Source organism: Hydrogenophaga sp. (assembly GCF_026125825.1).
Lineage (GTDB): Bacteria > Pseudomonadota > Gammaproteobacteria > Burkholderiales > Burkholderiaceae_C > Hydrogenophaga.
This window is the reverse complement of record NZ_JAHCKK010000001.1, coordinates 199,964-221,755: the sequence shown is the minus strand read 5'-3', so window position 1 is coordinate 221,755 and position 21,792 is coordinate 199,964. Positions and strand designations below refer to the sequence as shown.

At 66.4% G+C, this 21,792-nt stretch carries 22 protein-coding genes; 9 read left to right on the top strand and 13 right to left on the bottom strand.

The window, feature by feature from the left end; all coding sequences use genetic code 11:
* The first annotated feature begins 6 nt into the window (after positions 1-6).
* The 6 genes from KIT86_RS01125 to lysS all read left to right on the top strand — a co-directional run bounded on the left by KIT86_RS01125 (position 7) and on the right by lysS (position 6,726).
* Positions 7-1,299: a replication-associated recombination protein A gene (locus tag KIT86_RS01125; RefSeq protein WP_297394162.1), complete on the top strand. Its 1,293-nt coding sequence runs from the start codon at positions 7-9 to the stop codon at positions 1,297-1,299.
* A gap of 233 nt (positions 1,300-1,532) precedes the next feature.
* On the top strand, positions 1,533-2,462 hold the full coding sequence (locus tag KIT86_RS01120; RefSeq protein ID WP_297394160.1) for a branched-chain amino acid ABC transporter permease: 930 nt from the start codon (positions 1,533-1,535) through the stop codon (positions 2,460-2,462).
* An 18-nt stretch (positions 2,463-2,480) separates the two neighbouring features.
* On the top strand, positions 2,481-3,566 hold the full coding sequence (locus KIT86_RS01115; protein ID WP_297394158.1) for an ABC transporter ATP-binding protein: 1,086 nt from the start codon (positions 2,481-2,483) through the stop codon (positions 3,564-3,566).
* Positions 3,567-3,579: 13 nt separating this feature from the next.
* Positions 3,580-4,350 carry an ABC transporter ATP-binding protein gene (locus KIT86_RS01110; RefSeq protein WP_291121139.1) on the top strand — a complete coding sequence of 257 codons (771 nt, stop codon included), beginning with the start codon at positions 3,580-3,582 and terminating at the stop codon, positions 4,348-4,350.
* 7 nt (positions 4,351-4,357) lie between these two features.
* Positions 4,358-5,083 carry an ABC transporter ATP-binding protein gene (locus KIT86_RS01105; protein ID WP_291121137.1) on the top strand — a complete coding sequence of 242 codons (726 nt, stop codon included), beginning with the start codon at positions 4,358-4,360 and terminating at the stop codon, positions 5,081-5,083.
* 77 nt (positions 5,084-5,160) lie between these two features.
* The gene (lysS, locus tag KIT86_RS01100; RefSeq protein WP_297394156.1) at positions 5,161-6,726 is read left to right on the top strand and encodes a lysine--tRNA ligase; all 1,566 of its coding nucleotides are present in this window, start codon (positions 5,161-5,163) and stop codon (positions 6,724-6,726) included.
* Between the two features lie 48 nt (positions 6,727-6,774).
* On the opposite strand, the gene KIT86_RS01095 is transcribed toward lysS, so the two are convergent.
* The 10 genes from KIT86_RS01095 to KIT86_RS01050 form a co-directional block, all read right to left on the bottom strand.
* On the bottom strand, positions 6,775-8,544 hold the full coding sequence (locus KIT86_RS01095; protein ID WP_297394154.1) for a 7TM diverse intracellular signaling domain-containing protein: 1,770 nt from the start codon (positions 8,542-8,544) through the stop codon (positions 6,775-6,777).
* A gap of 127 nt (positions 8,545-8,671) precedes the next feature.
* A complete protein-coding gene (rpoH, locus tag KIT86_RS01090) occupies positions 8,672-9,619 on the bottom strand; it encodes an RNA polymerase sigma factor RpoH (protein WP_297394152.1) in 948 nt (315 codons plus the stop codon).
* Positions 9,620-9,825: 206 nt separating this feature from the next.
* Positions 9,826-10,335 carry a RidA family protein gene (locus KIT86_RS01085; RefSeq protein WP_297394150.1) on the bottom strand — a complete coding sequence of 170 codons (510 nt, stop codon included), beginning with the start codon at positions 10,333-10,335 and terminating at the stop codon, positions 9,826-9,828.
* Between the two features lie 14 nt (positions 10,336-10,349).
* Positions 10,350-11,687: a pyridoxal phosphate-dependent aminotransferase gene (locus KIT86_RS01080; RefSeq protein WP_297394149.1), complete on the bottom strand. Its 1,338-nt coding sequence runs from the start codon at positions 11,685-11,687 to the stop codon at positions 10,350-10,352.
* On the bottom strand, positions 11,644-12,624 hold the full coding sequence (locus KIT86_RS01075) for a threonine/serine dehydratase (RefSeq protein ID WP_297394147.1): 981 nt from the start codon (positions 12,622-12,624) through the stop codon (positions 11,644-11,646). The genes KIT86_RS01080 and KIT86_RS01075 overlap by 44 nt, the downstream gene beginning before the upstream one ends.
* Before the next feature lie 14 nt (positions 12,625-12,638).
* The gene (locus KIT86_RS01070) at positions 12,639-13,367 is read right to left on the bottom strand and encodes an amino acid ABC transporter ATP-binding protein (RefSeq protein ID WP_297394209.1); all 729 of its coding nucleotides are present in this window, start codon (positions 13,365-13,367) and stop codon (positions 12,639-12,641) included.
* Between the two features lie 80 nt (positions 13,368-13,447).
* The gene (locus KIT86_RS01065) at positions 13,448-14,107 is read right to left on the bottom strand and encodes an amino acid ABC transporter permease (protein ID WP_297394208.1); all 660 of its coding nucleotides are present in this window, start codon (positions 14,105-14,107) and stop codon (positions 13,448-13,450) included.
* Positions 14,108-14,112: 5 nt separating this feature from the next.
* Positions 14,113-14,823, bottom strand: a complete 711-nt coding sequence (locus KIT86_RS01060) for an amino acid ABC transporter permease (protein ID WP_297394146.1) — start codon at positions 14,821-14,823, stop codon at positions 14,113-14,115.
* 20 nt (positions 14,824-14,843) lie between these two features.
* On the bottom strand, positions 14,844-15,734 hold the full coding sequence (locus KIT86_RS01055) for an amino acid ABC transporter substrate-binding protein (protein ID WP_297394144.1): 891 nt from the start codon (positions 15,732-15,734) through the stop codon (positions 14,844-14,846).
* 51 nt (positions 15,735-15,785) lie between these two features.
* A complete protein-coding gene (locus KIT86_RS01050; protein ID WP_297394142.1) occupies positions 15,786-16,523 on the bottom strand; it encodes an HAD family hydrolase in 738 nt (245 codons plus the stop codon).
* Between the two features lie 113 nt (positions 16,524-16,636).
* Between KIT86_RS01050 and KIT86_RS01045 the strand changes: the two genes are divergently transcribed.
* The 3 genes from KIT86_RS01045 (at position 16,637) to KIT86_RS01035 (ending at position 18,829) form a co-directional block, all read left to right on the top strand.
* Positions 16,637-17,308 carry a GntR family transcriptional regulator gene (locus tag KIT86_RS01045; RefSeq protein ID WP_297394140.1) on the top strand — a complete coding sequence of 224 codons (672 nt, stop codon included), beginning with the start codon at positions 16,637-16,639 and terminating at the stop codon, positions 17,306-17,308.
* Between the two features lie 89 nt (positions 17,309-17,397).
* Positions 17,398-18,276 carry an NUDIX hydrolase gene (locus KIT86_RS01040; protein WP_297394138.1) on the top strand — a complete coding sequence of 293 codons (879 nt, stop codon included), beginning with the start codon at positions 17,398-17,400 and terminating at the stop codon, positions 18,274-18,276.
* Between the two features lie 64 nt (positions 18,277-18,340).
* The gene (locus tag KIT86_RS01035; protein WP_297394136.1) at positions 18,341-18,829 is read left to right on the top strand and encodes a hypothetical protein; all 489 of its coding nucleotides are present in this window, start codon (positions 18,341-18,343) and stop codon (positions 18,827-18,829) included.
* Here KIT86_RS01035 and KIT86_RS01030 read toward each other — a convergent pair.
* The 3 genes from KIT86_RS01030 to KIT86_RS01020 are packed head-to-tail and all read right to left on the bottom strand — an operon-like array spanning position 18,819 to position 21,777.
* The gene (locus tag KIT86_RS01030; RefSeq protein WP_297394134.1) at positions 18,819-19,883 is read right to left on the bottom strand and encodes an aldose epimerase family protein; all 1,065 of its coding nucleotides are present in this window, start codon (positions 19,881-19,883) and stop codon (positions 18,819-18,821) included. The genes KIT86_RS01035 and KIT86_RS01030 overlap by 11 nt on opposite strands.
* Before the next feature lie 5 nt (positions 19,884-19,888).
* Positions 19,889-20,800 carry a 5-dehydro-4-deoxyglucarate dehydratase gene (gene kdgD, locus KIT86_RS01025; RefSeq protein ID WP_297394132.1) on the bottom strand — a complete coding sequence of 304 codons (912 nt, stop codon included), beginning with the start codon at positions 20,798-20,800 and terminating at the stop codon, positions 19,889-19,891.
* A gap of 8 nt (positions 20,801-20,808) precedes the next feature.
* Positions 20,809-21,777 (bottom strand): tripartite tricarboxylate transporter substrate binding protein, encoded by a 969-nt coding sequence (locus KIT86_RS01020; protein ID WP_297394131.1) that lies wholly within the window; start codon positions 21,775-21,777, stop codon positions 20,809-20,811.
* Positions 21,778-21,792: the final 15 nt, after the last annotated feature.

Here is a 21,792-nt window from a genome sequence, read left to right as displayed (position 1 = left end):
CCCGCCGTGTCGACCGCCAGTACCCACGTGCCTCTGGCCGAGCGCCTGCGCCCGCGCACGCTGGCGGAGGTGATCGGCCAGCAGCACATGCTGGGCGAGGGCATGGCGTTGCGCCTGGCCTTTGAATCGGGTCAACCGCACAGCTGCATCCTTTGGGGGCCCCCAGGCGTGGGCAAGACCACGATTGCCCGCCTCATGGCCGATGCGTTCGACGCGCAGTTCCTCACCATCAGCGCGGTGCTCGGCGGCGTCAAGGACATCCGCGAGGCAGTGGAGCGGGCGGAGGTGGCGCGCAGCGGCCTGTCGCCCCAGCGCACCATCCTGTTCGTGGACGAGGTGCACCGCTTCAACAAGAGCCAGCAAGACGCTTTTCTGCCGCACGTTGAAAGCGGCCTCTTCACCTTCATTGGCGCTACCACCGAGAACCCTTCGTTCGAGGTCAACTCGGCGTTGCTCTCGCGGGCGGCCGTCTACGTGTTGCAGCCCCTGTCGGAAGACGACCTGCGCCAGATCGTGGCCAAGGCCCAGGCGATCGATGCGGTTCCGGCGATCGAAGCCGCTGCGGTGGACCGTCTCATCGCTTATGCCGACGGCGATGCGCGCCGCCTGCTCAACACGCTGGAAACCCTGGCGGTGGCGGCCGGCCGGGAAAAGCTCGCCGAGGTCAGCGACGCCTGGCTGCTCAAGGTGCTGGGCGAGCGCATGCGCCGCTACGACAAGGGCGGCGAACAGTTCTACGACACCATCAGCGCCTTGCACAAAAGCGTGCGCGGTTCAGACCCCGATGCCGCGCTGTACTGGTTCGTGCGCATGCTCGACGGGGGCGCCGAACCTCGGTACATGGCGCGCCGCTTCATCCGGATGGCGAGCGAGGACATCGGTCTGGCCGATCCCCGCGCCTTGCGCCTGGCGCTGGACGCGGCCGAGGTGTACGAGCGCCTGGGCAGCCCCGAGGGTGAGCTGGCGCTGGCCGAGTGCGTGGTGTACCTGGCGGTGGCGCCCAAGTCCAACGCGGTCTACAAGGCTTTCAACGAAGCCAAGGCGTTCGTGAAAAAGGACGGCACGCGTCCCGTGCCGATGCACCTGCGCAATGCGCCGACCAAGCTCATGAAGTCACTGGACTATGGCAAAGGGTACCGCTACGCGCACGATGAGGAGGGCGGTTTCGCCGCCGGTGAGCGCTACTTGCCCGAGGGCATGGCAGACCCGGGCTTCTACCGCCCGGTCGAACGCGGCCTGGAATTGCGCATCGCCGATAAGCTGCGCGAGCTGCGCAAACTCAACAATCAAAAAGACTAATGCACTGCCAATCGCGCTGATGTGGCCTGGGGAGCTGCACCTAAAACCAGGGTAAACCCGCGTCTGCTAAGGGCTTACACGCATGCGGGCCGCAAAAGCCCCTCATTACAATCCGTCCACCAACCCGCAGTCGGTCCTGTTTCAAGGTCATGTCTGGCGGGTTTTTTGCTAGGTTGAAGCGGGCCGGCGCCACAAGCGCTTCCCGGCCTGTCACAAAACACGGAGAAACATTCATGGAAGTTTTGCTGCAGCAGATCATCAACGGTCTGGTGTTGGGCAGTATGTATGCGCTGGTGGCACTGGGATACACCATGGTGTACGGCATCATCGGCCTGATCAACTTTGCTCACGGCGACGTGCTGATGGTGGGGGCCCTCACCAGCTGGACGGTCATCGGCTGGATGACCAGCGCGTCCACCGGCCTGCCCACCTGGGTGGTCCTCTTGCTGGCCACCGCCATCGCGATGGTGGTCTGCGCCACGCTCAATTTCACGATCGAAAAACTGGCCTATCGGCCGCTGCGAAACTCCAATCGACTCGCGCCCCTGATCACGGCCATCGGCATGTCGCTGCTCCTGCAGACCTTCGCCATGATCATCTGGGCGCCCAATCCGAAGTCCTACCCTTCGATGCTGTCGCGCGAGCCCATCGCGTTCGGCGGCGCGGTGATCTCGGTGACGCAGGTCGTCATCCTCGCCACCACGGCGGTCACGCTGGCCTTCCTCATGTGGCTGGTCAACCGCACCAATCTGGGCCGCGCCATGCGGGCCACGGCCGAGAACCCTCGTGTGGCTGCGCTCATGGGCATCAAGCCCGATGTGGTCATCTCCGCCACCTTCATCATTGGCGCCATGCTCGCGGCCATTGCCGGCGTGATGTGGGCCTCCAACTACGGCACGGTGCAACACGCGATGGGCTTCATGCCCGGCCTCAAGGCTTTCGTGGCCGCCGTGATGGGGGGTATCGGCAATCTCGCCGGTGCCGTGGTCGGGGGCATTGCGCTGGGCCTGATCGAGTCGCTGGGCGCTGGCTACCTCGGCAAGCTCACCGGTGGCGTGCTGGGCAGCCAGTACACCGACATCTTTGCCTTCATCGTGCTGGCCATCGTGCTCACGCTGCGTCCCTCCGGGCTGCTGGGTGAACGTGTGGCGGACCGTGCCTGACCGTCCGGGAGAAACATCATGATGAACACCAAAACCGGCAAGTTGATCGTTTTCCTGATCGCGGGTGCGGCCTTGCTGCTGCTGCCCATCATCCTGCAGTCCACCGGCAGCAACTCCTGGGTGCGCATTGTCGACATCGCGCTCATGTACGTGCTGCTGGCGCTCGGCCTGAACATCGTGGTCGGCTACGCCGGCCTGCTCGACCTGGGCTACATCGCGTTCTTCGCGGTGGGGGCTTATGTGTTCGCCTTGCTGGGCTCGCCCCACCTTGCCGACACCTTTCCGGCCATCAAGGCCATGTTCCCCAACGGCCTGCACTACAACATCTGGCTGGTGATGATTCTCGCGGCGGTGGTCGCGGGCGTGGTCGGCATGATCCTCGGGGCGCCCACGCTCAAGCTGCGCGGCGACTACCTGGCCATCATCACCCTGGGCTTCGGCGAGATCATTCGCATCTTCCTGCTGAACATGGACCGCCCGTTGAACATCACCAACGGGCCCAAGGGCATCAGCCAGATCGACACCATCTCCGTGTTCGGCCTTGACCTCGGCAAGCGCCTGACCATTGGTGACTACACCTTCCAGCCGGTCACGCTGTACTACTACCTGTTCCTGTTCTTCGTGATCCTGGCCATCGTCATCTCCTACCGCCTGCAGGATTCGCGCATCGGCCGGGCCTGGATGGCCATCCGCGAGGACGAGATCGCCGCCAAGGCCATGGGCCTGAACACCCGCAACCTCAAGCTCCTGGCCTTCGGCATGGGCGCATCCTTCGGGGGTGTCTCTGGCGTGCTGTTCGCCTCTTTCCAGCGCTTCGTCTCGCCCGAGTCCTTCTCGCTGATGGAGTCGGTGATGGTGGTGGCCATGGTCGTGCTGGGAGGCATCGGGCACATCCCGGGTGTGGTGCTGGGCGCCCTGCTGCTGGCGGGCCTGCCCGAGTTGCTGCGCCACGTTGCGCACCCGCTGACCGCCATGACCGACGGCCGTCTGGCCCCCGAGATCCTGCGCCAGCTCCTCATCGCGCTGGCCATGGTCGTCGTCATGCTGCTGCGACCCAAAGGCTTGTGGCCCGCACCCGAGCACGGCAAGTCCTTGTCCAAGTAAGCGGAGCATTCACATGAGCGACACGATTCTCAAAGTGGCGAATGTCTCCAAGCGCTTTGGCGGCCTGCAGGCCCTGAGCGATGTGGGCATCGAAATCAAGCGCGGCCAGGTCTACGGCCTGATCGGGCCCAACGGCGCGGGCAAGACGACCTTCTTCAACGTGCTGACCGGGCTTTACACGCCCGACAGCGGTTCCTTCGAGCTCGCGGGCAAGCCCTACACGCCCAGCGCGGTGCACGAGGTGGCCAAGGCGGGCATCGCCCGCACCTTCCAGAACATCCGGCTGTTTGCCGAGATGACGGCGTTGGAAAACGTCATGGTCGGGCGCCACGTGCGCACGCATTCGGGCCTGATCGGCGCCGTGCTGCGCACGCCGGGCTTCAAGCGCGAAGAGGCCGCGATCACGGCGCGCGCGCGTGAGCTGCTGGCCTATGTGGGCATCGAGAAGTTCGCCGACTACAAATCGCGCACGCTGAGCTACGGCGACCAGCGCCGGCTGGAGATCGCGCGCGCCCTGGCGACCGATCCTCAGCTGATCGCGCTGGACGAACCGGCCGCCGGCATGAACGCCACGGAAAAGGTGCAGCTGCGCGAGCTGATCGACCGCATCCGCAAGGACAACCGCACCATCCTGCTGATCGAACACGACGTGAAGCTGGTGATGGGCCTGTGCGACCGCGTGACCGTGCTCGACTACGGCAAGCAACTCGCTTCTGGCTCACCGGCCGACGTGCAGAAGGACCCCAAGGTGATCGAGGCCTACCTCGGCACGGGCGGCCACTGATCAAGGATTGACGCAAATGGCAAACACACTCCTCAAAGTCAGCGGTCTGAAGGTCGCATACGGTGGCATCAAAGCCGTCAAGGGCATCGATCTCGAAGTGCGCGAAGGCGAGTTGATCTCGCTGATCGGCTCCAACGGCGCCGGCAAGACCACCACCATGAAGGCCGTCACCGGCTCGCTCGCCTATGAAGCGGGCGACATCGAATACCTCGGCCAGAGCATCAAGGGCAAGGGTGCCTGGGATCTTGTCAAGCAAGGCCTGGCCATGGTGCCGGAGGGACGTGGCGTGTTCACCCGCATGACCATCACCGAAAACCTGCAGATGGGCGCCTACATCCGCAAGGACAAAGCCGGCATCGCGCAGGACATCGAGAAAATGTTTGGCATCTTCCCGCGCCTGCGTGAACGCAAGGACCAGCTGGCCGGCACCATGAGCGGTGGCGAGCAGCAGATGCTGGCGATGGCGCGCGCGCTCATGAGCCAGCCCAAGGTGCTGCTGCTCGATGAGCCCTCCATGGGCCTGTCGCCCATCATGGTGGACAAGATCTTCGAGGTCGTGCGCGACGTCTCCGCGCAGGGTGTGACCATCCTGCTGGTGGAGCAGAACGCCCGCCGCGCGCTGCAGATCGCCGACCGTGGCTACGTGATGGATTCGGGCGAGATCATCATGACCGGCGTGGGCCGCGACATGCTTGACGATCCCAAGGTGCGCGCGGCCTATTTGGGCGAATAACGCGAATTCGGCCCCCGGGCGGGCCGAAAACTACAATCATGGGTTGCGCACCTCGGTGCCCAACCCATTTTTCATTCATGACCCAAGCCCAAACCCCCCCCACCGCCGAGACCGGTGCGCCTGCGGCGCACGACGACAACCAGCTCATCGCCGAACGCCGCGAGAAGCTCAAGGCGCTGCGCGAGGCGCAGAAACAGGGCCAGGGGGTGGCATTTCCCAACGACTTCAAACCCGCCGACAAGGCGGCCGACCTGTTCGCCCGGTACGGCGAGACCACCAAGGAAGCCCTGGAAGCCGAGCCGGTGCGCGCCAGCGTGGCCGGGCGGATGATGCTCAAGCGCGTGATGGGCAAGGCCAGCTTCGCCACGCTGCAGGACGCATCCTTTGGCCCCTCGGGCGGTCGCATCCAGATCTACTTGAACAACGATGGCGTGGGCGAGGCGCAGCACAGTGCCTTCAAGCACTGGGACCTCGGTGACATCATCGCGGTGGAAGGCGTGCTCATGCGCACCCGCACGGGCGAGCTCACCATCCAGGCCGAGCGCATCCGCCTGATCACCAAGAGCTTGCGACCGCTGCCCGACAAGTTCCACGGCATCGCCGATCAGGAAATCAAGTACCGCCAGCGCTACGTGGACCTGATGACCGACGAAGCCGCCCGCAAGCGCTTTGTCGCGCGCAGCCAGGCCCTGGCCAGCATCCGCGATTTCATGGTGAGCCACGGCTTCCTGGAAGTGGAAACGCCCATGCTGCACCCGATCCCCGGGGGCGCCAATGCCAAGCCGTTCAAGACCCACCACAACGCGCTCGACCAGGAAATGTTCCTGCGCATCGCGCCCGAGCTCTACCTCAAGCGCCTGCTCGTGGGCGGCTTCGACCGGGTGTTCGAGATCAACCGCAACTTCCGCAACGAAGGCATCAGCGTCCGCCACAACCCCGAGTTCACCATGATGGAGTTCTACGCGGCGTACTGGAACTACCAGGATCTGATGGATTTCAACGAGCAGCTCATCCGTCATGTGGTGCGCCGGGTGCGCGGCGACGAGCCGTTGACCTACCAGGGCCAGCCGGTGGACATCCTCTCGCCCTTTGAGCGCCTGACGATCCGCCAGGCCATCGTCAAGTACACCGAGGCGGGCGACAACGTGGACGACGCCGCCTGGTTGCTCGCGCAGCTCAAGAAGCTGGGGCTGAGCGAAGAGAAGCACCAGCTCTCCGGCCGCAGCCTGCCGGGCCTGCAGGTGCTTTACTTCGAGGAGAAGGTCGAGGACAAGCTCTGGAACCCGACCTTCATCATGGACCACCCCACCGAGATCTCGCCGCTGGCGCGCGCCAACGATGCGAACCCTGCGGTCACCGAACGCTTCGAGCTCTACATCACCGGGCGCGAGTTCGGCAACGCCTTCTCGGAACTCAACGACGCCGAAGACCAGGCCGCGCGCTTCCAGGCCCAGGCCTCGGCCAAGGATGGCGGTGACGAAGAGGCCATGTTCTACGACGCGGACTACATCCGCGCGCTGGAGTACGGCATGCCACCCGCAGGCGGGTGCGGCATCGGCATTGATCGCCTCATGATGCTGTTGACCGACAGCCCCAGCATTCGCGACGTGATCCTCTTCCCCGCGCTGCGCCGCGAGGGCTGAAGAGCCGCACCGGCAGCGCCGCTGCCCGGAGCCTCCGGGGGCGCCGCTTCAGAAGTTCAGCTTCAGGATCGCCTTGCGCGGGTCTTTGCGCAAGGCGTCCAGGGCCTGGCGCAGCCAGTCCAGGTGGGCCTGGGCGTCCTGCTGCAATTCGGGTGAAGGGTCGGGCAGCAGCGCCACGACAAGCTTGAACTTGAGCGTGGTGCCCACCGGCAGCTGCACCGAAGGGCGCAGGCCGCCAGCGACGATGCTGGTGGCGGCCGCCAGGGCCTGCGCTTCGCGCACCGGCCCCTCCATCAGCAGCGCCAGTGTGCTGTCGTCGACCCGGCTCGCCGTGTCCACATCGCGTGCCACCGAGCGCAGCAGCGAGCCGGTGATCACCAGCGCGCGGTCGGCCACCTCGCGGCCGTGCTGCTCCGCGAACCAGCCGTGGTTGTCCAGACCGATCAGCAGCAGCGCGCTCTGGTGCCCGTATCGCTGGGCCCGCACCAGGCTGTCGTGCAGGCGCAGCATGAAGTTGTGCCGGTTCGTGAGGCCGGTGAGGGGCTCGGTCAGCGCCAGCGCGCGGGCGCGGGTCTGGGCCTCGTGCTGCAGCGAGGAGCGTTGCAGCAGGCCGTAGATCAGCAGCGGCGCCTCGAGGGCGGCGGCGATCACCATGCCGTACTGCGACAGAAAGCCTGATGAAATCAGGCCGAAGTTGCGCATCACCGGCAGCGAGCCGGCGAGCAGCACCGGCAGCATGCCCAGTGCGATCCAGCGCACCCAGCGGTCGCCCGTGCGCCAGGCCGCCCAGAGCATGGTGTAGACCAGGACCAGGGTGGCCGCAGCGGCCGCCGTGACCGCCTGCAGCGATCCATGGCTGGGATAGGCCGTGTCCCACAGCACCAGGCCCACCAGCACGGCGGGCAACACCAAGGCTGAGCGGTCCAGCCAGCGGCCAATGCGCCGCGGTTGCACCACCTGTCGCACGAACAGCAGGCCGCAGACCGCCGTGAGTGGCATCAGCACGAACTCGGCCAGGCCGTTCCAGCGCGCCGAGTCTGGCCACAGGAACTGGCCGGCCACGCCCAGCGTGGAAGCCATGGCCAGCCCGAGCACCGTGATGTAGACGGCGTAGGCAGCAAAGCTCGTGTCCCGGAACACCAGGGCGTTGGCCACCGCGGTAGCGGTGAGCAGTAGCGTCATGCCGAAGTACGCGCCCAGGAGGAACTGCTGATGGATGCGCAGTTCGCGCAGCGTGTTGTGATTGTGGATCTGCAGCGTGCCCGAGAAGGGCACGCGCGCGTGCTCGATCCGCACCCAGTAGGTCACCACGGCGTCGGTGCGCGGGTCGAGCGAGAACACCGGGTAGCGGTCGGGGAACGCCCATTGGCTGACGGCAAGGCGGTCACCGGCGTGTTGCGCCTTCCATTCGCCACTGGCCAACTGGTGGTAGACGGTGATGCGGTCGGTGCCGGAGCGCGCCAGCTCCAGTTCCCAGCGGGCGTGGTCATCCTGGGCCTGGGCCTCGAAACGCACCCACAGCGCGGCACCGTCGGGCAGGCGCAGCCGGTGTTCGGCGCTGCGCACCGCAAACGGCAACTCATGTTGCCGGGCCTGCACTTCCTGCACGGTCAGCGCGCCGCTGGTGTCCACCCAGTACATGCTGCGCTGGGCCAGGGCAATGCTGGGCTGAGTGCCGTCAAGCACCACGGGCGACGGCTCGGCGGCCGCCACGTCCAGGAAAGGAAACAAGGAGAAAAAGGCCAGCGCCAGCCAGGTGGCCAGCTTTCGGGCACGACGGGCTCCGGCCGTCGCGCTCTTCCAGAAAACGTCAGACATCCCTCGATTGTGTCGCCTGTGACACAGGCTGGGCACGACGCAGGTCCGGCAGCAGGCGCCGTTCGTAAAAAAGAAGCCCCGGCGGTCGCAAAACCGCCGGGGCCGTGGTGGTCAATGGCGCCTGGGGTCAGGCGTAAGCGGTCAATGCCTTGCGCATCTTCTTCATGGCCGCCACTTCGATCTGGCGCACACGTTCGGCGCTCACGCCGTACTCGGCCGCCAGTTCGTGCAGCGTCATGCCGCCCGAGCCGTCGTCATTCACCTTGAGCCAGCGTTCGCTGACGATGCGGCGCGATCGCTCGTCGAGCTCGCCCATGGCGCGCGCCACACCTTCGGTGGCCAGCGCATCGCGCTGGGCCGATTCGAGCACCGCCGTGGGTTCGTGGGTGGCATCCGCCAGGTAGGCGATGGGGCCGAAACTGTCTTCGCCGTCGTCGCCCGGGGCGGGGTCCAGCACCACGTCGCCGCCGGAGAGGCGCGTTTCCATTTCGCGCACCTCTTCAGGCTTCACATTGAGCTCGCGGGCCATCACGCCCACCTCGCTGTCGGACAGCACCTCGCGGTGGGTATCTCCATCGGCCGCATCCGCCCGAAAGCCCTGCTTGCGCGAGCGCAGGTTGAAGAACAGCTTGCGCTGAGCCTTGGTCGTGGCCAGCTTGACCATGCGCCAGTTCTTGAGGATGTACTCGTGAATCTCGGCCTTGATCCAGTGCATGGCATAGCTGACCAGGCGCACGCCCTGGTCGGGATCGAAGCGTTTGACGGCCTTCATCAGGCCGACATTGCCTTCCTGAATCAGATCGCCATGGGGCAGGCCGTAGCCCAGGTACTGGCGCGAGATCGACACCACCAGACGCAGGTGCGACATCACCAGCTGGCCGGCGGCATCCAGGTCGTTGTCGTCGCGCAGGCGGCGGGCGGCCTGTTGTTCCTGCTCCAGCGTGAGCAGCGGCAGGCGGTTGACCGCAGAAATGTAGGCGTCCAGATTGCCCAGGGGCGGCACGAGCGCCCACGGATTCGCCACGGCGATCGAACCGGTGGTGGCGGTGGCAACAGGGGCAAGCGTGTGGGACATGTGAACCCTCCTCAGGTGTCTGTGAAGAATATTAGCACTCTCTAGGAGTGAGTGCTAAAACAGAAGTTCCTTGCCCTGCACAGGGTGCGGTTTTGCGCCCATTGCCCCGTCGGGATGGCATGAGTGAGTTCGATAGTTCATTGATTTTAATGGGTTTTTTCTTTTAAGGCGAGGCGCGAAGACGCCGGCCCGCTTCAGCAACCGCATCAGGACGGTCCAGGGGCGCTGGTCGAGATGCCCACCGTCAATTCCAGCTCGACAAGACCGCCGGAGGGCAGCGACGAGACGCCGAGTGCGGAGCGGACATGAACGCCCGCCCTCGGTCCGAACGCATGCAGCAGGATGTCCGAGGCCGCGTCCAGCGCTTGGGAATGGCACTGGAACGCGGGGGTTGCAACCACGAAACCGCGCAGGCACAGCACCTGGTCCACCGCGTCAAGGTCCACCACGGTTCGCACGGCGGCAATGGCCCTCAGCACGGCGATCTCACAGGCCCGGCGCACGGCCGGCACGTCGGCCTCCCCATGGGCGCAGCCGGTCAGGACGCCATCCTCTGTGCGACTGAGTTGACCTGCGGTCCAGACCACGCCATGGCGCGCGACCGCCACGGCATAAGCCCCCTGAGCCTTCACTTGGGGAAGGTGCCAACCCGCCGCCGCAAGGCGTTGTTCCACCTGGGCATGCCCACCCACCGCGCGCAAAGCATCTTGTGTCATGTGGGGTCCTCGCTTCAGGCGCGGCGATAGCGCTCAACCAGCAAGGCGATCCGCGCAGCGCCCAGGCGGGCGCGTTCCTGGTTTTGGGAGAAGTTGAGGCGGATGCTGTCCGCAGCGCACGGGCTGAACTCGGTTCCAGGTGTCACGGTCACGCCGGCCTGAGCGCGCAGAAGCCGCACAAAAGCCGAGGCCGGCACCGTCAGCGGAGGCAGCCTTGGAAAGAGATAGCTGCCGGCTTGGGGTGCACGCACCCTGGCGCCTTCCATGGCGTGGAACACGTCGAGCAGGTCGTCGCGGATCGCCTGGTGCTGGGCAATGCGGTGGGCCATCCAGCCCTCGCCCTCCGCGAACCAGGTGCGCAAAACGGCTTGACAGTAACCCGGCGCGCGCAGCGACACGATGGCCTGCAGTTTTTCCATCCGCGCGATCAGGTGGGGGGCGCCAAAGGCCACACCCAGTCTGAAGCCGCTGAGTGACTCCGTCTTCGACGGCCCCATGATGGTCACCACTTGCCCGGGATCGATGCCGCTGGCGCGCAGATGGGTGTAGGTCTGGCCCGCATAGAGCAGGCGCGAGTACAGCTGATCGACGATCACCGTCACGCCATGCGTGTTCGCCAGGCGAACGACGGCCGCGATCTCGGCAGGTGCGTAGACCACACCGGCGGGGTTGTTGGGATTGGAAAACAGGAAGGTCTTGACCCCGGAGCGGAACGCGGCCTCCAGTGCCGTGAGATCCAATCCAGCGCCCTCGGTGGTGGTCAGGTGGTCCATGGTGATCGGCACCGCTTCGGCGCCAGCGAACGCCACGAGCTTGCGGTTGGCGAAGTAGTCAGGTTGCACGATGGCCACCCGGTCGCCGGCCGTCACCAGGGACATCACCGCAAGGAACAACGCGCTCTGTGTGCCGGGGGTGATGATGAGTTCATTCTCCGGCGCCACGGGGCAGCCTGTGAAGGTGCCCAGTCGCCCGGCCACCATTGCACGGATCTCGGCGTTGCCGCGGTACTCGGTGTAGGCCTGGGTGCCACCACGCTGGTAGCCCTCGATGAAGGCATCCAGCGCGCCTGGCGTTGGTGCGAAGGCGTCCTCATCCACGTCGCCGTGCGAGAAGTCGACCGCAGGCCCCTCGACCATCGCGCCGATGGCCAGCGCAGCGGCGGAGTCCTGATCTTTCCGGATCTCTTGTCCGGGCGCGTTGTCGACGCCGAGGCCGTGGAATTTTTCTTCAATGGGTGTCATGACGGTTTCCTTGGGAGTGTGAATGCATGCCGCCGCGGCGCACGCGGCGATGTAAAGCCACGCTGGCCTATTCGGCGAGAAGCGCTTCGACAAATACATGTGGGTCGACATTGCCGCCGGAGACCAGGGCGACGACGGTCTTGCCCGCGAACTGCGCAGGCTGGGCCAGCAGGGCCGCCAGCGCCATGGCCCCGCCCGGTTCCGCGACGAGGCGAAGCTCGCGAAACAGCAGCCGCATGGCAGCGCGCACTTGTGAATCTGTCGCGGTCAAGACACCGGCCAGGCGGCGACGGTTGATGGCGAACGGCAATTCGGCTGGTGTCGGCGCCAGCAGTGCGTCGCAGATGGACCCGTTCAATCTGGCATTGACGAGGCGCTCCCCGGCCGCGAGCGAGCGGCGGGTGTCGTCGAATGCCTCCGGCTCTGCTGCCCATACCGCGCTCTGCGCGCCATGCGCGGCGACAGCCAGGCAGGTCCCCGCGGCAAGACCCCCACCGCCGCAGGGCACGACCACGGCATCGACCGTCGTGCTCGGCGCCAGGTCCTGCAAGGCTTCCAGGCAGGCGGTTCCTTGGCCGGTGATGATGTCGGGATGATCACCCGGCGGAACGACCAGGGCGCCGATCCGATGCGCGATCTCGCCGGCAATGGCCTCCCTGCGCTCGGACTGGCGGTCGTAGGTGACCACCGTGGCGCCCTGGCGTTCGGCGGCAGCCATCTTCACACGCGGGGCATCCGCAGGCATCACGATGGTCGCCCTCAGCCGCAGCATGCGGGCGACCGTGGCAATGGCCTGGCCGTGGTTGCCGGTGGAATAAGCTACGACGCCACCGGGATAGGTCCCGGGCGACAGTTGTGCAAGGCAGTTGTAGGCGCCGCGAAATTTGAAGGCGCCCGTGTGTTGCAGGCATTCGGCTTTCACAAGGAGCCGCAGGCCGAGCTGTTCGTCCAAAGCGTCCGAGCGCAGCAACGGCGTGCGCACGGCTATGCCGTTCAGACGCTGCTGGGCATCCAGGACCTCGGGAGCTGATGGTGTGCGCAGATTCATGCGAAAAGCTCCGTTCAGTGCGACAGCAGTCGGGACAGGAAGTCGCGCGCTCTCTCGGAACGGGGCGCGTTGAAGAACTCGGCGGTCGATACGTCCTCCACCACGCGGCCGTCGTCCATGAACACCATGTGGGTTGCCGCCCGGCGTGCAAAACCCATTTCGTGGGTCACGACGACCATGGTCATGCCGTCCTGGGCCAGCTCCTGCATCACGCCGAGCACCTCGCCGATCATTTCAGGATCCAGAGCCGACGTCGGCTCGTCGAACAGCATCAGGGCGGGGTCCATTGCGAGTGCTCGCGCAATGGCCACGCGCTGCTGCTGACCGCCGGAGAGCTGCGCGGGAAAGGCGCCGGCTTTGCCTGGCAGTCCGACGCGTTCAAGCAGGGCCCTGGCACGCGCTTGGGCTTCATCGCGAGAGCGGCCGAGCACGCGCATCGGCGCGAGACACAGGTTCTGCAGCACCGTGAGGTGCGGATAGAGCTCGAAATGCTGGAACACCATTCCGACCCGGGCTCGCAGGGCGACGAGGTCGGCCTTGCGGTCGGCGAGTTCCACCCCATCCACCCGCACGCTGCCTTTTTGAAACGGCTCCAGGCCATTCATGCACTTGATCAGCGTGCTCTTGCCCGATCCCGAGGGGCCGCACACCACGGCGACTTCACCGCGGCGGATGGTCACGTCGCAGCCTTTCAGAATGGCCGTGGTGCCGTAGGACTTCTGCAGTCCCTGGATCTCGACCATGGCACGGGTCTCGAGCGTTGTCGGCAACGGCGTCGTCGCCGCGCGCGAAGAGGCGATGGGGAGGCCATCGTGGGTTGCACTCATGCTTTTTTCCATCGTTTGTGGAGGAAGTGCGCAGCGGACGAAGCCGATACACAGATGACGAAGTAGACGAGCGCGGCGAACATGTAGACCTCCACGAGCCGGTTGTCGCGGTTCGCGACAATGCCGGCAGAGGTCATGAAGTCCCGCAGCGAAATCACATAGACCAGCGAGGTGTCCTGGAACAGCACCACGGCCTGTGTGATGAGCAGGGGCGACATGTGTCGAAGCGCCTGGGGCAGTACCACAAAGCGAAGCGTCTGTGCGGGTCGCAGACCGGCCGCCGCGGCCGCCTGCCATTGACCGCGCGGCACCGCCTGCAGTCCGGCACGGATGATTTCCGAGTAGTACGCTGCCTCGAAAAGCGTGAACGCGATCAGCGCCGAGGGCAACGCCCCCACCGGCCGGCCCAGCACCAGCGGAACGAGGAAGTAGAACCAGAAGATCACCAGCACCAGCGGCACGGCTCGAAAGCCGTTGACGTAAGCCGCCGAGGCCGCGGCGAGCCATCGGGGACCCGACAGGCGCGCCAGTGCCAGACCCAACCCCAGCAACAGCCCACCTGCCATGGCGACCAACGTGAGCGCAAGGCTCAGGCGCAGCCCCTCGAGCAGAAAAGGCCAAGAGCGCTCCACCACGGTGAAGTCGAAGTTCCCGATCATGGTCATGCACTCCTGGTTCCGGGGATGGCCAGGCGATGCTCGACCCAGCGCATGCCAAACGTGACCAGCAGTGCGATCGTGAGGTAGGCCCCCGTGGCGGCTGTGAACGCTTCAAACCCGTTGAAGGTGTGGCTTTCGATCTGGCGGCTTTGGGCCGTCATCTCGAACACGCCGATCGTCAGCGCGAGCGACGAGTTCTTGAACACGGTCAGGAATTCCGAGGTCAGGGGCGGCAGCATCACGCGCACCGCCTGCGGCAGCAGCACGAAGCGGTAGGCCTGCCCCAGCCGGAGCCCGGAGGCCAGCGCGGCCTTTAGCTGTCCCGTGGCCACGGCCTCGATGCCTGCTCTGACCTGCACCGCCACGCGTGCCGCGGTGAAGAGCCCGATACCCACGACGGCGGTCCACCACTCGGGGTTGGGCAAACCGCGCTTCACCCAGGTCCCCGCGACCTCCGGGAGCAGCTCCGGCACCACGAAGAACCAGAGAAACAGTTGCAGCAGCAACGGCACATTGCGAAACACCGCGACGTAGACCGGCGTCACCCACTGGATGAGTCCCGGCAAAGACCCCACCACCCCCAGCAGGCCACCGACCACCAGGGCGATGGTCCATGCGGCCAGCGAGATCCAGACCGTGGTGAGCAGTCCCTCGAGCAGCCAGCCGAGGTACGGCGACTGAACGAGCACGGACCAGTTCCAAGCGTAGTTCATGGTGATGGAGCCTCCGGTTCTCAGTCGGGCAGCGCAGCCAGCTTGAAGGCGGCGGCCAAATCGGCTGACATCGGCACCTGCAGCGGCTCGAACCACTGTTCGTAAGACTTGCGCAACTCGCCTGAGCGCACGCCGCGTGCGATGGTGGCGTTGATCAGACTGAGGAAAACCGTGGCGTTTTTCTGCAGCATCAGGCCGTACGGGTCGAACGACAGCTGTCGCCCGACCACCTCGTATTCCGACGGGTTGGGCGCGCTCTTGCGCAGGCCGAACAGGAGGATGTCATCGGTGGAGAACGCGTCTACTCGACCGGTGGAGAGCGCGAGAAAGCCCTCGGCGTTGTCCCGCACCGGGACCACGCGCACGTTGAGCTTCTTAGACTCGATGATGGCCTTGATCAGCCGCTCGGGCGTGGTGTTGATGGGCAAAGCCACTGCCTTTCCCCGCAGGTCTTCCACCTCCTTGATGCCGCCCGAGCGCTTGACGAGCAAGCGCGTCGTCGAGATGAAATGCGGCGAGCTGAAGTCCACCTGTGTCTGGCGGCCCAGCGTGTTCACAGTCGATCCGCACTCCAGGTCGACGGTGCCATTGGCGACCAGTGCGATTCGGTTTTGCGGATTGACCGCGACGTACTCGGTCTTCAAGGCGGGCATCTGCAGGCGCTGACGCACCCCTTCCACGACTTGGTGGCACAGGTCGATCGCGTAACCGATCGGCTTGCGCTCCTCGTTGAGGTACGAAAACGGGATGGACGTTTCCCGGTAGCCCAATGTGATGACGCCCTTGGACTTGATGCGATCGAACACGGCATCGGAACTCTGCGCCAGCGCGGGCACGCTGGCAGCAGACAACATGAGCACAGCGGCGAGCGCGGGCAGTGCGCGCTGGAAGAGAGAGGCAGAACGCTTCATGACGGGCTCCTATCAAAGGTGCAGAAAATGAGGTGGGGATTCAGTCAGAGGTCACGGCGTCTTGAGCGCGGCGGTCTGCTCGTTCGTGAGCACCGCCACCAACTCCGCCAGACTCGATACCGTCACGTCGGGTTTGGCTTCGGCCGCGCCTTCGCCCGAGAGACCCAGCAGGCGGCCGGGGCGGTTGACCCACGCGCAACGCACCCCGAGCTTGTTGGCCGGCGTGATGTCGGCCCGCAGACTTTGGCCGACATGCAAGATGCGCTCGCGCGCAATGCCCATGCGGTTGAGCTCGCCGATGCCGGTGTCGAAGTGCGGCCAGTCCGGCTTGTAGGCCCCCACACGCTGTGCCGTCACCATCAGATCGAAGCGGAAATCGAGCTGGCGGCAGGAGGTGTTGAGCGAGGCCTGGTCGATGTTGCTGAACGCGCCGATCTTGGCCGATCGCTGCAAGCGCAGCAGGCCGTCGTGGCTGTCCGGGTAGGCCGGCCAGGTGTGAGGGCTCGCGCAGAACTGGCGGCGCAGGTCCGGGTTCACCGGCACACCGAACTCGCCGCAGATGCGGTCGAAACAGCGGTTGAGCACCTCCGGGTAGAGGTGGGCAGGCCGCTCCTTCTGGATGTCGGCGCGAGCCCGGTCGAATGCCATCAGCAGCGTTTCGCTGTCCGCGTCGATCCGGTGGTCCTCGGCCCAGTCGCCCAGGAAGGCGGCAATCGACGGTTCCCAGTCGATCAGGGTGCCGTACACGTCGAAGGTGATGGCGTCGAAGTCAGAAAGTCTCAAGGTCATAACAAGGTCTCGATAAGGGCTGAAAAAGGGGTGCGCGCAGCAGAACTATAATCGATTATCGATAATCGTCAAGAGCGCAGTTGCGCTAAGATCGGCCCAGGAGCCCATTGCAAATGACTGTGAGTGACCCAACCCCGGCCGATGGGCTTGCAGCCCGTTCCACTTCGGCCATCTTGCTCGACGCCCTGCGTGAGCAAATCCTGCACGGGCAATTGAAGCCCGGCGAGCGGCTCATGCAGGACGCTGTGGCCACCCGCTTCCGTGTGAGCCAGACGGTGGCGCGGGAGGCGTTTCGCGACCTTGTGCAGGAAGGCTTTCTGGTGTCAGAGCCACGCCGTGGGGTGAGCGTGGCCGCGATGACGGTGGAAGAATCCGACGAGATCACCCAATTGCGCTGCCAGATCGAGGCGCAGGCGCTGGCGTGGGCGATCCCGCGCATGACCCCCGCCGTTCTCGAGGCCGCCGAACGCACGCTCAAGGAGCTGGACAAGGCGCGCAGCGTCAATCAGATGATCCAGCTCAACGCGCGCTTTCACCGCACGCTTTACGAACCAGCTGCGCGCCCCCGGACGCTGGCCATGGTCGAGACGCTGCGCCTGAGCTTCGAGCGGTACCTGCGCTTTACCTGGGAAGCGACCAACCACCTGGACCGATCCCAGCAGGAGCACCGGCAACTGTTGCACCTTTGCCAGCAGGGCGCGGTGGAGGAGGCCTGCTCGTTGCTGCGCGAGCACATCGCCGCCACCGGCGCCAAACTGACCGAAAGCCTGCAGAAGCTGCGCTGAACAAGAGGCTGTTCAGGCGCGGGGCATTCCCGTCAGGCGGTTGCGCCGGGGTGACTGCAGGCCTGGGCGTGTGCGCCGACAATCGGGGCATGCCCATTGCCATCAATTCCGACGAAGTGCTCACCCCGCCCGTGGCCGCAGCCACCGTGATGGTGGTGCGCGACGGGCCTGCCGGCCTGGAGGTTCTGCTCGTGCGCCGGCACGGCAATTCAGGTGTGCTGGGCGGCGTGCACGTCTTCCCGGGCGGCAAGCTGGACGCGGCCGACCGGCAGGCCGATCCAGCCGTGCTGGACCGACCCGTCGCCGCCTGCCTCAGCGGCTTGTGCGAACCCGGCCTGGATCTGGACACGGCGCTTGGCCTGCACGTGGCGGCCCTGCGCGAGACCTTCGAGGAATGCGGCCTGCTCCTGGGCCAGGTCAACGGCGCCAGGCACGTGCAGCCCTTGCGCGAGCAGACGGCCGCCGGCCTGGCGTTTGCCGCCGCGCTGCAGGCCAGGGGCCTGCCCATTCCGACCGCCTGCGTGCTGCCGTGGTCGCGCTGGGTCACGCCGCGTGTGCCTTCGGTGACCAACAAGCGCTTCGACACGCGTTTCTTCGTGGCCGTGGCGCCCGAAGACCAGACCGTGGAGCATTGCGCCCACGAGGCGACGGAAGCCGTGTGGCTCTCGCCGCGCACCGGCCTGGAGCGCTACTGGGCCGGCGAGATCGATCTCGCGCCGCCGCAGATCATGAGCCTGAGCGAGCTCAGCCGCATGGCCGATGTGGCGCAGGTGCTGGCCACCGCGCGCAGCCGCCCGCCTTCGCTGATCGAGCCCGAGCCGTTCGACGAGGACGGCCGGCGCGTGATCTGCTATCCCGGCGACCCAAGGCACAGCATCGCCACCCGGGTCTGGCCCGGCCCGACGCGCCTGCTGCACCGCAACCAGCGTTTCGAGCCCGAGAACGGCCTGGCCGCGCTGCTGGGGTGAATGGCCTGGAACTCGCCCGCCAGGAAACCGTCGAACAGCTTTGAGCCACCGAACAGGAGCCGTCATGCGATTGCCTTTGTGGTGTTGGATCGGCGCGGCGATGCTCAGCGCCTGCAGCGGCTACGCGCCCACAGCCGACATGGCCGGTCTGGACCGCGATCAGGTCGTGGCGCGGATGGGCCCGCCGGAAACCACGCGCCAGATCGACGGCGGAACCCGCCTGGAGTTTCCCCGCGGCCCCTATGGCCGGCACACCTGGTTCGTGGACCTCGATGCCTCGGGTCGCGTGGTCCGCACGGAGCAGGTGCTGACGGAGGCCCGTTTCACCCAGATCAACCCGGGCATGAGCGCGGATGAGGTCCGCGCCCGGCTGGGCCGACCGGGTGAAGTGCAGGGGCTGGGTCGGGAACGCGGCATGGTCTGGAGCTACCGCTTCGAAAACCCGTTCTGCCGCTGGTTCCAGGTGGAGATCGCCCTGGACAACGTGGTGCGCTCCGCAGGGTATGGCGAGCCGCCGGAGTGCGTTCGCCGGGAGCCGGTGTTCAGTCGTTGACCGTGCCGAAGCGGTAAACCGTGGTGGCTCGGTAGGGCTGCCCTGGGGCCACCGTGTTCTGCGGCAGCGACGGGCAGTTGGGGGCGTTGGGGAAATGCTGGGGTTCCAGGCACACGGCCGAGCGGGGCCGGTGTGGCACGCCCCACTTGCCGAGGTCGGGGCGCTGCGCCACCCCCAATTGGCCGGCGGTGTACACCTGCAGCAGGGGTTCGGTGGTCCACACGTCCAGGGTTCGGCCGCTGGCGTCGCTGCGCAGTTGCGCGCACAGGCGCGCTGCCGCGATGGACTGGGGCTCGAGCACGTAGCTCAGGTCGATGTCGGGCAGCTCCCCCAGCACCCGGGCCGTGCGCAGGTCCTGCGGGTGGCCATCGAGCGGCACCCGGGCTCCCGTGGCGATGCCGTCGCCCCCGGTGGCGAGCACTTCGCGCGAGCCGGCCACCTGAAGGACGTGGCCGTCGATGCGCTGGCCCAGGCCGACGCCATCCAGGTTGAAGTAGATGTGGCTGGTGAAGCTCGCGGGCCCCGGCGCGTCGAGCGCGCTGGCCGTGTGGTCCAGCACGAGCGCGTTGTCGTCGTCGAGGCGGTAGGTCAGCTGCAGGTCCAGCGTGCCGGGGAACCCGTCTTCGGCGGTGAGGAAGCGGTGGTGCAGCTGCAGGGTCTGGGCGTCGGGCTGGAGCGCATCGAACACGCGGTGGCGCGAGCCGCGCGGCCCGCCGTGAATGCAGTGCGGACCCGAGTTGGGTGTGAGACGGTGTTCGTGCCCATCGAGCGTGAAGCGCGCGCCACCGATCCTGCCGGCGTAGCGGCCCACGAAGGCGCCCATGGAGGGCGATCCGGTGATCACGTCGGCCAGCCGGTCGTACCCGAGGGCCACGTCGTCCAGCGTGCCGGAGCGGTCGGGCACCACGATCTGCAGCACCTTGGCACCGAGATTGGTGACGGCCACCACCATGCCGCGCGCATTGCGCAGGAAGAAGAGGGCGGTGGGCCGGCCGTCCACTTCGCCTTGGAAGCGCGCCGGGTCGAGCAGAAGGGGGAATGCGGCTGGGTTCATCCGCCCTATTGTGGGCCGAGCGCGTGAATCAGCTCGCCCAGGCGTTCGAGCTCGCTGGGCTGCAGCTCGGTGAGTGGCGCGCGCACCGGGCCGGCGCTGCGACCCACCAGGTGCGCCCCGGCCTTCACGATGCTGACCGCGTAGCCCGCGCCTTTGTTGCGGATGTCGAGGTAGGGCATGAAGAAGGACTTCAGCAGGCGGTGTTGCGTGGCCTGGTCGTCGCGACGCACCGCCTCGAAGAAGGTCATGGCCGTCTTCGGGATGAAGTTGAAGACCGCGGACGAGTACACCGGTGTGCCCAGCGCCTTGTAGGCCGCGGCATAGACCTCGGCCGTGGGCAGGCCGCCCAGGTAGGAAAAGCGGTCGCCCATCTTCAGGTAGATCGACATCATGAGCTCGATGTCCCCGATGCCGTCCTTGAATCCGATCAGGTTGGGGCAGCGTTCGGCCAGGATGGCGAGCGACTCCGGCAGGAGCTTGCAGACGTTGCGGTTGTAGACGATCACGCCGAAGTCGACGCTTTTGCAGACCTGCTCCACGTGGGCGATCAGGCCGGCCTGGCTGGCTTCGGTGAGGTAGTGGGGCAACAGCAGCACACCGTGCGCACCCTGTCGCTCGGCCTCCTGCGCGTGCGCGATGGCGGTGCGGGTGGGCCCGCCCGCGCCGGCAATGATGGGCACCTTGCCCCGGCAGGTGGTGACAGCGGTGCGCACCACCTCGCTGTACTCGGCCCCCGAGAGCGAGAAGTACTCCCCGGTGCCGCCGGCGGCGAACAGCGCGCTGGCGCCGTAGGGCGCGAGCCACTCCAGGCGCGCGGCATAGCCCCGGGCGTTGAAGTCGCCCTGTGCGTCGAAGTCGGTCAAGGGGAACGACAGCAGGCCGCTGCCGACGATGGATTGGAGTTCCTGGGGGCTCACGACGCGGCTCAGTCCAGCTTGATGTTGGCCTGGGCGACGACCGCACCCCAGCGCTTGCGTTCGGCGTCGAAGAAGCGGTCCTGCTCGGCCGACTGCATGGTGACCACCTCGGCACCCTGGCCGGTGAGGCGGGCGCGCACGTCCGGGCTGCGGATGGCCTTGATCAGTTCGGCGTTGAGCCGTGCGATGAGCGCAGCCGGCGTGCCGTTGGCCACCAGCACGCCCTGCCAGGTCCCGGACTCGAAGTCCTTGACGCCTTGCTCGGCCAGCGTCGGCACCTCGCCCACCAGCGGCATGCGCGTCTTCTTGGAGATGCCCAGCACCTTGAGCCGGCCGCTTTGCACATGCGGCAGCGTGGCCAGCATGCCGTTCATGATGACCTGGGTCTGGCCGGCCACCGTGTCGGTCACGGCCTGCGAGCCGCCCTTGTAGGGCACGTAGGTCCACTTGGCGCCGGTGGCGCGCTCCACGGCCACGCCCGCCACGTGCGGTGCGCTGCCCACGGCCGTCACCGCGAAGTTCAGGTCGGTGGTCTTGGACAGGGCCACCAGTTCCTTGAGGTTGCTGGCCTTGACCGAGGGGTGAACCGCCAGCATGTGCGGCGAGTACGCCAGCATGGTCACGCCACGCAGGTCCTTGCTCGGGTCGAAGGCGAGCTTGGTGTAGACCGCCGGGCTGATGGCCAGCGCCCCCACGTCGCACAGCAGCACGGTGTGGCCGTCGGGCGCGGACTTGGCCACCAGATCGGCTCCCAGGTTGCCGTTGGCGCCGGGGCGGTTCTCCACGATCACCGGCTGGCCCAGGCTGTCGGAGAGCGGCTGGCTGATGGCGCGCGCGATGATGTCCGACGAGCCCCCCGGCGGGTAGGGCACGATGATCTTCAGCGGTTTGTTGGGAAAGCCCTGTGCGTGCGCTGGCAGGCCGGTCATGGCGAGCGCGGCGGACGAGGCGAGCAGTTGTCGGCGGTTGACGGGCATGGTGATCTCTCCTTG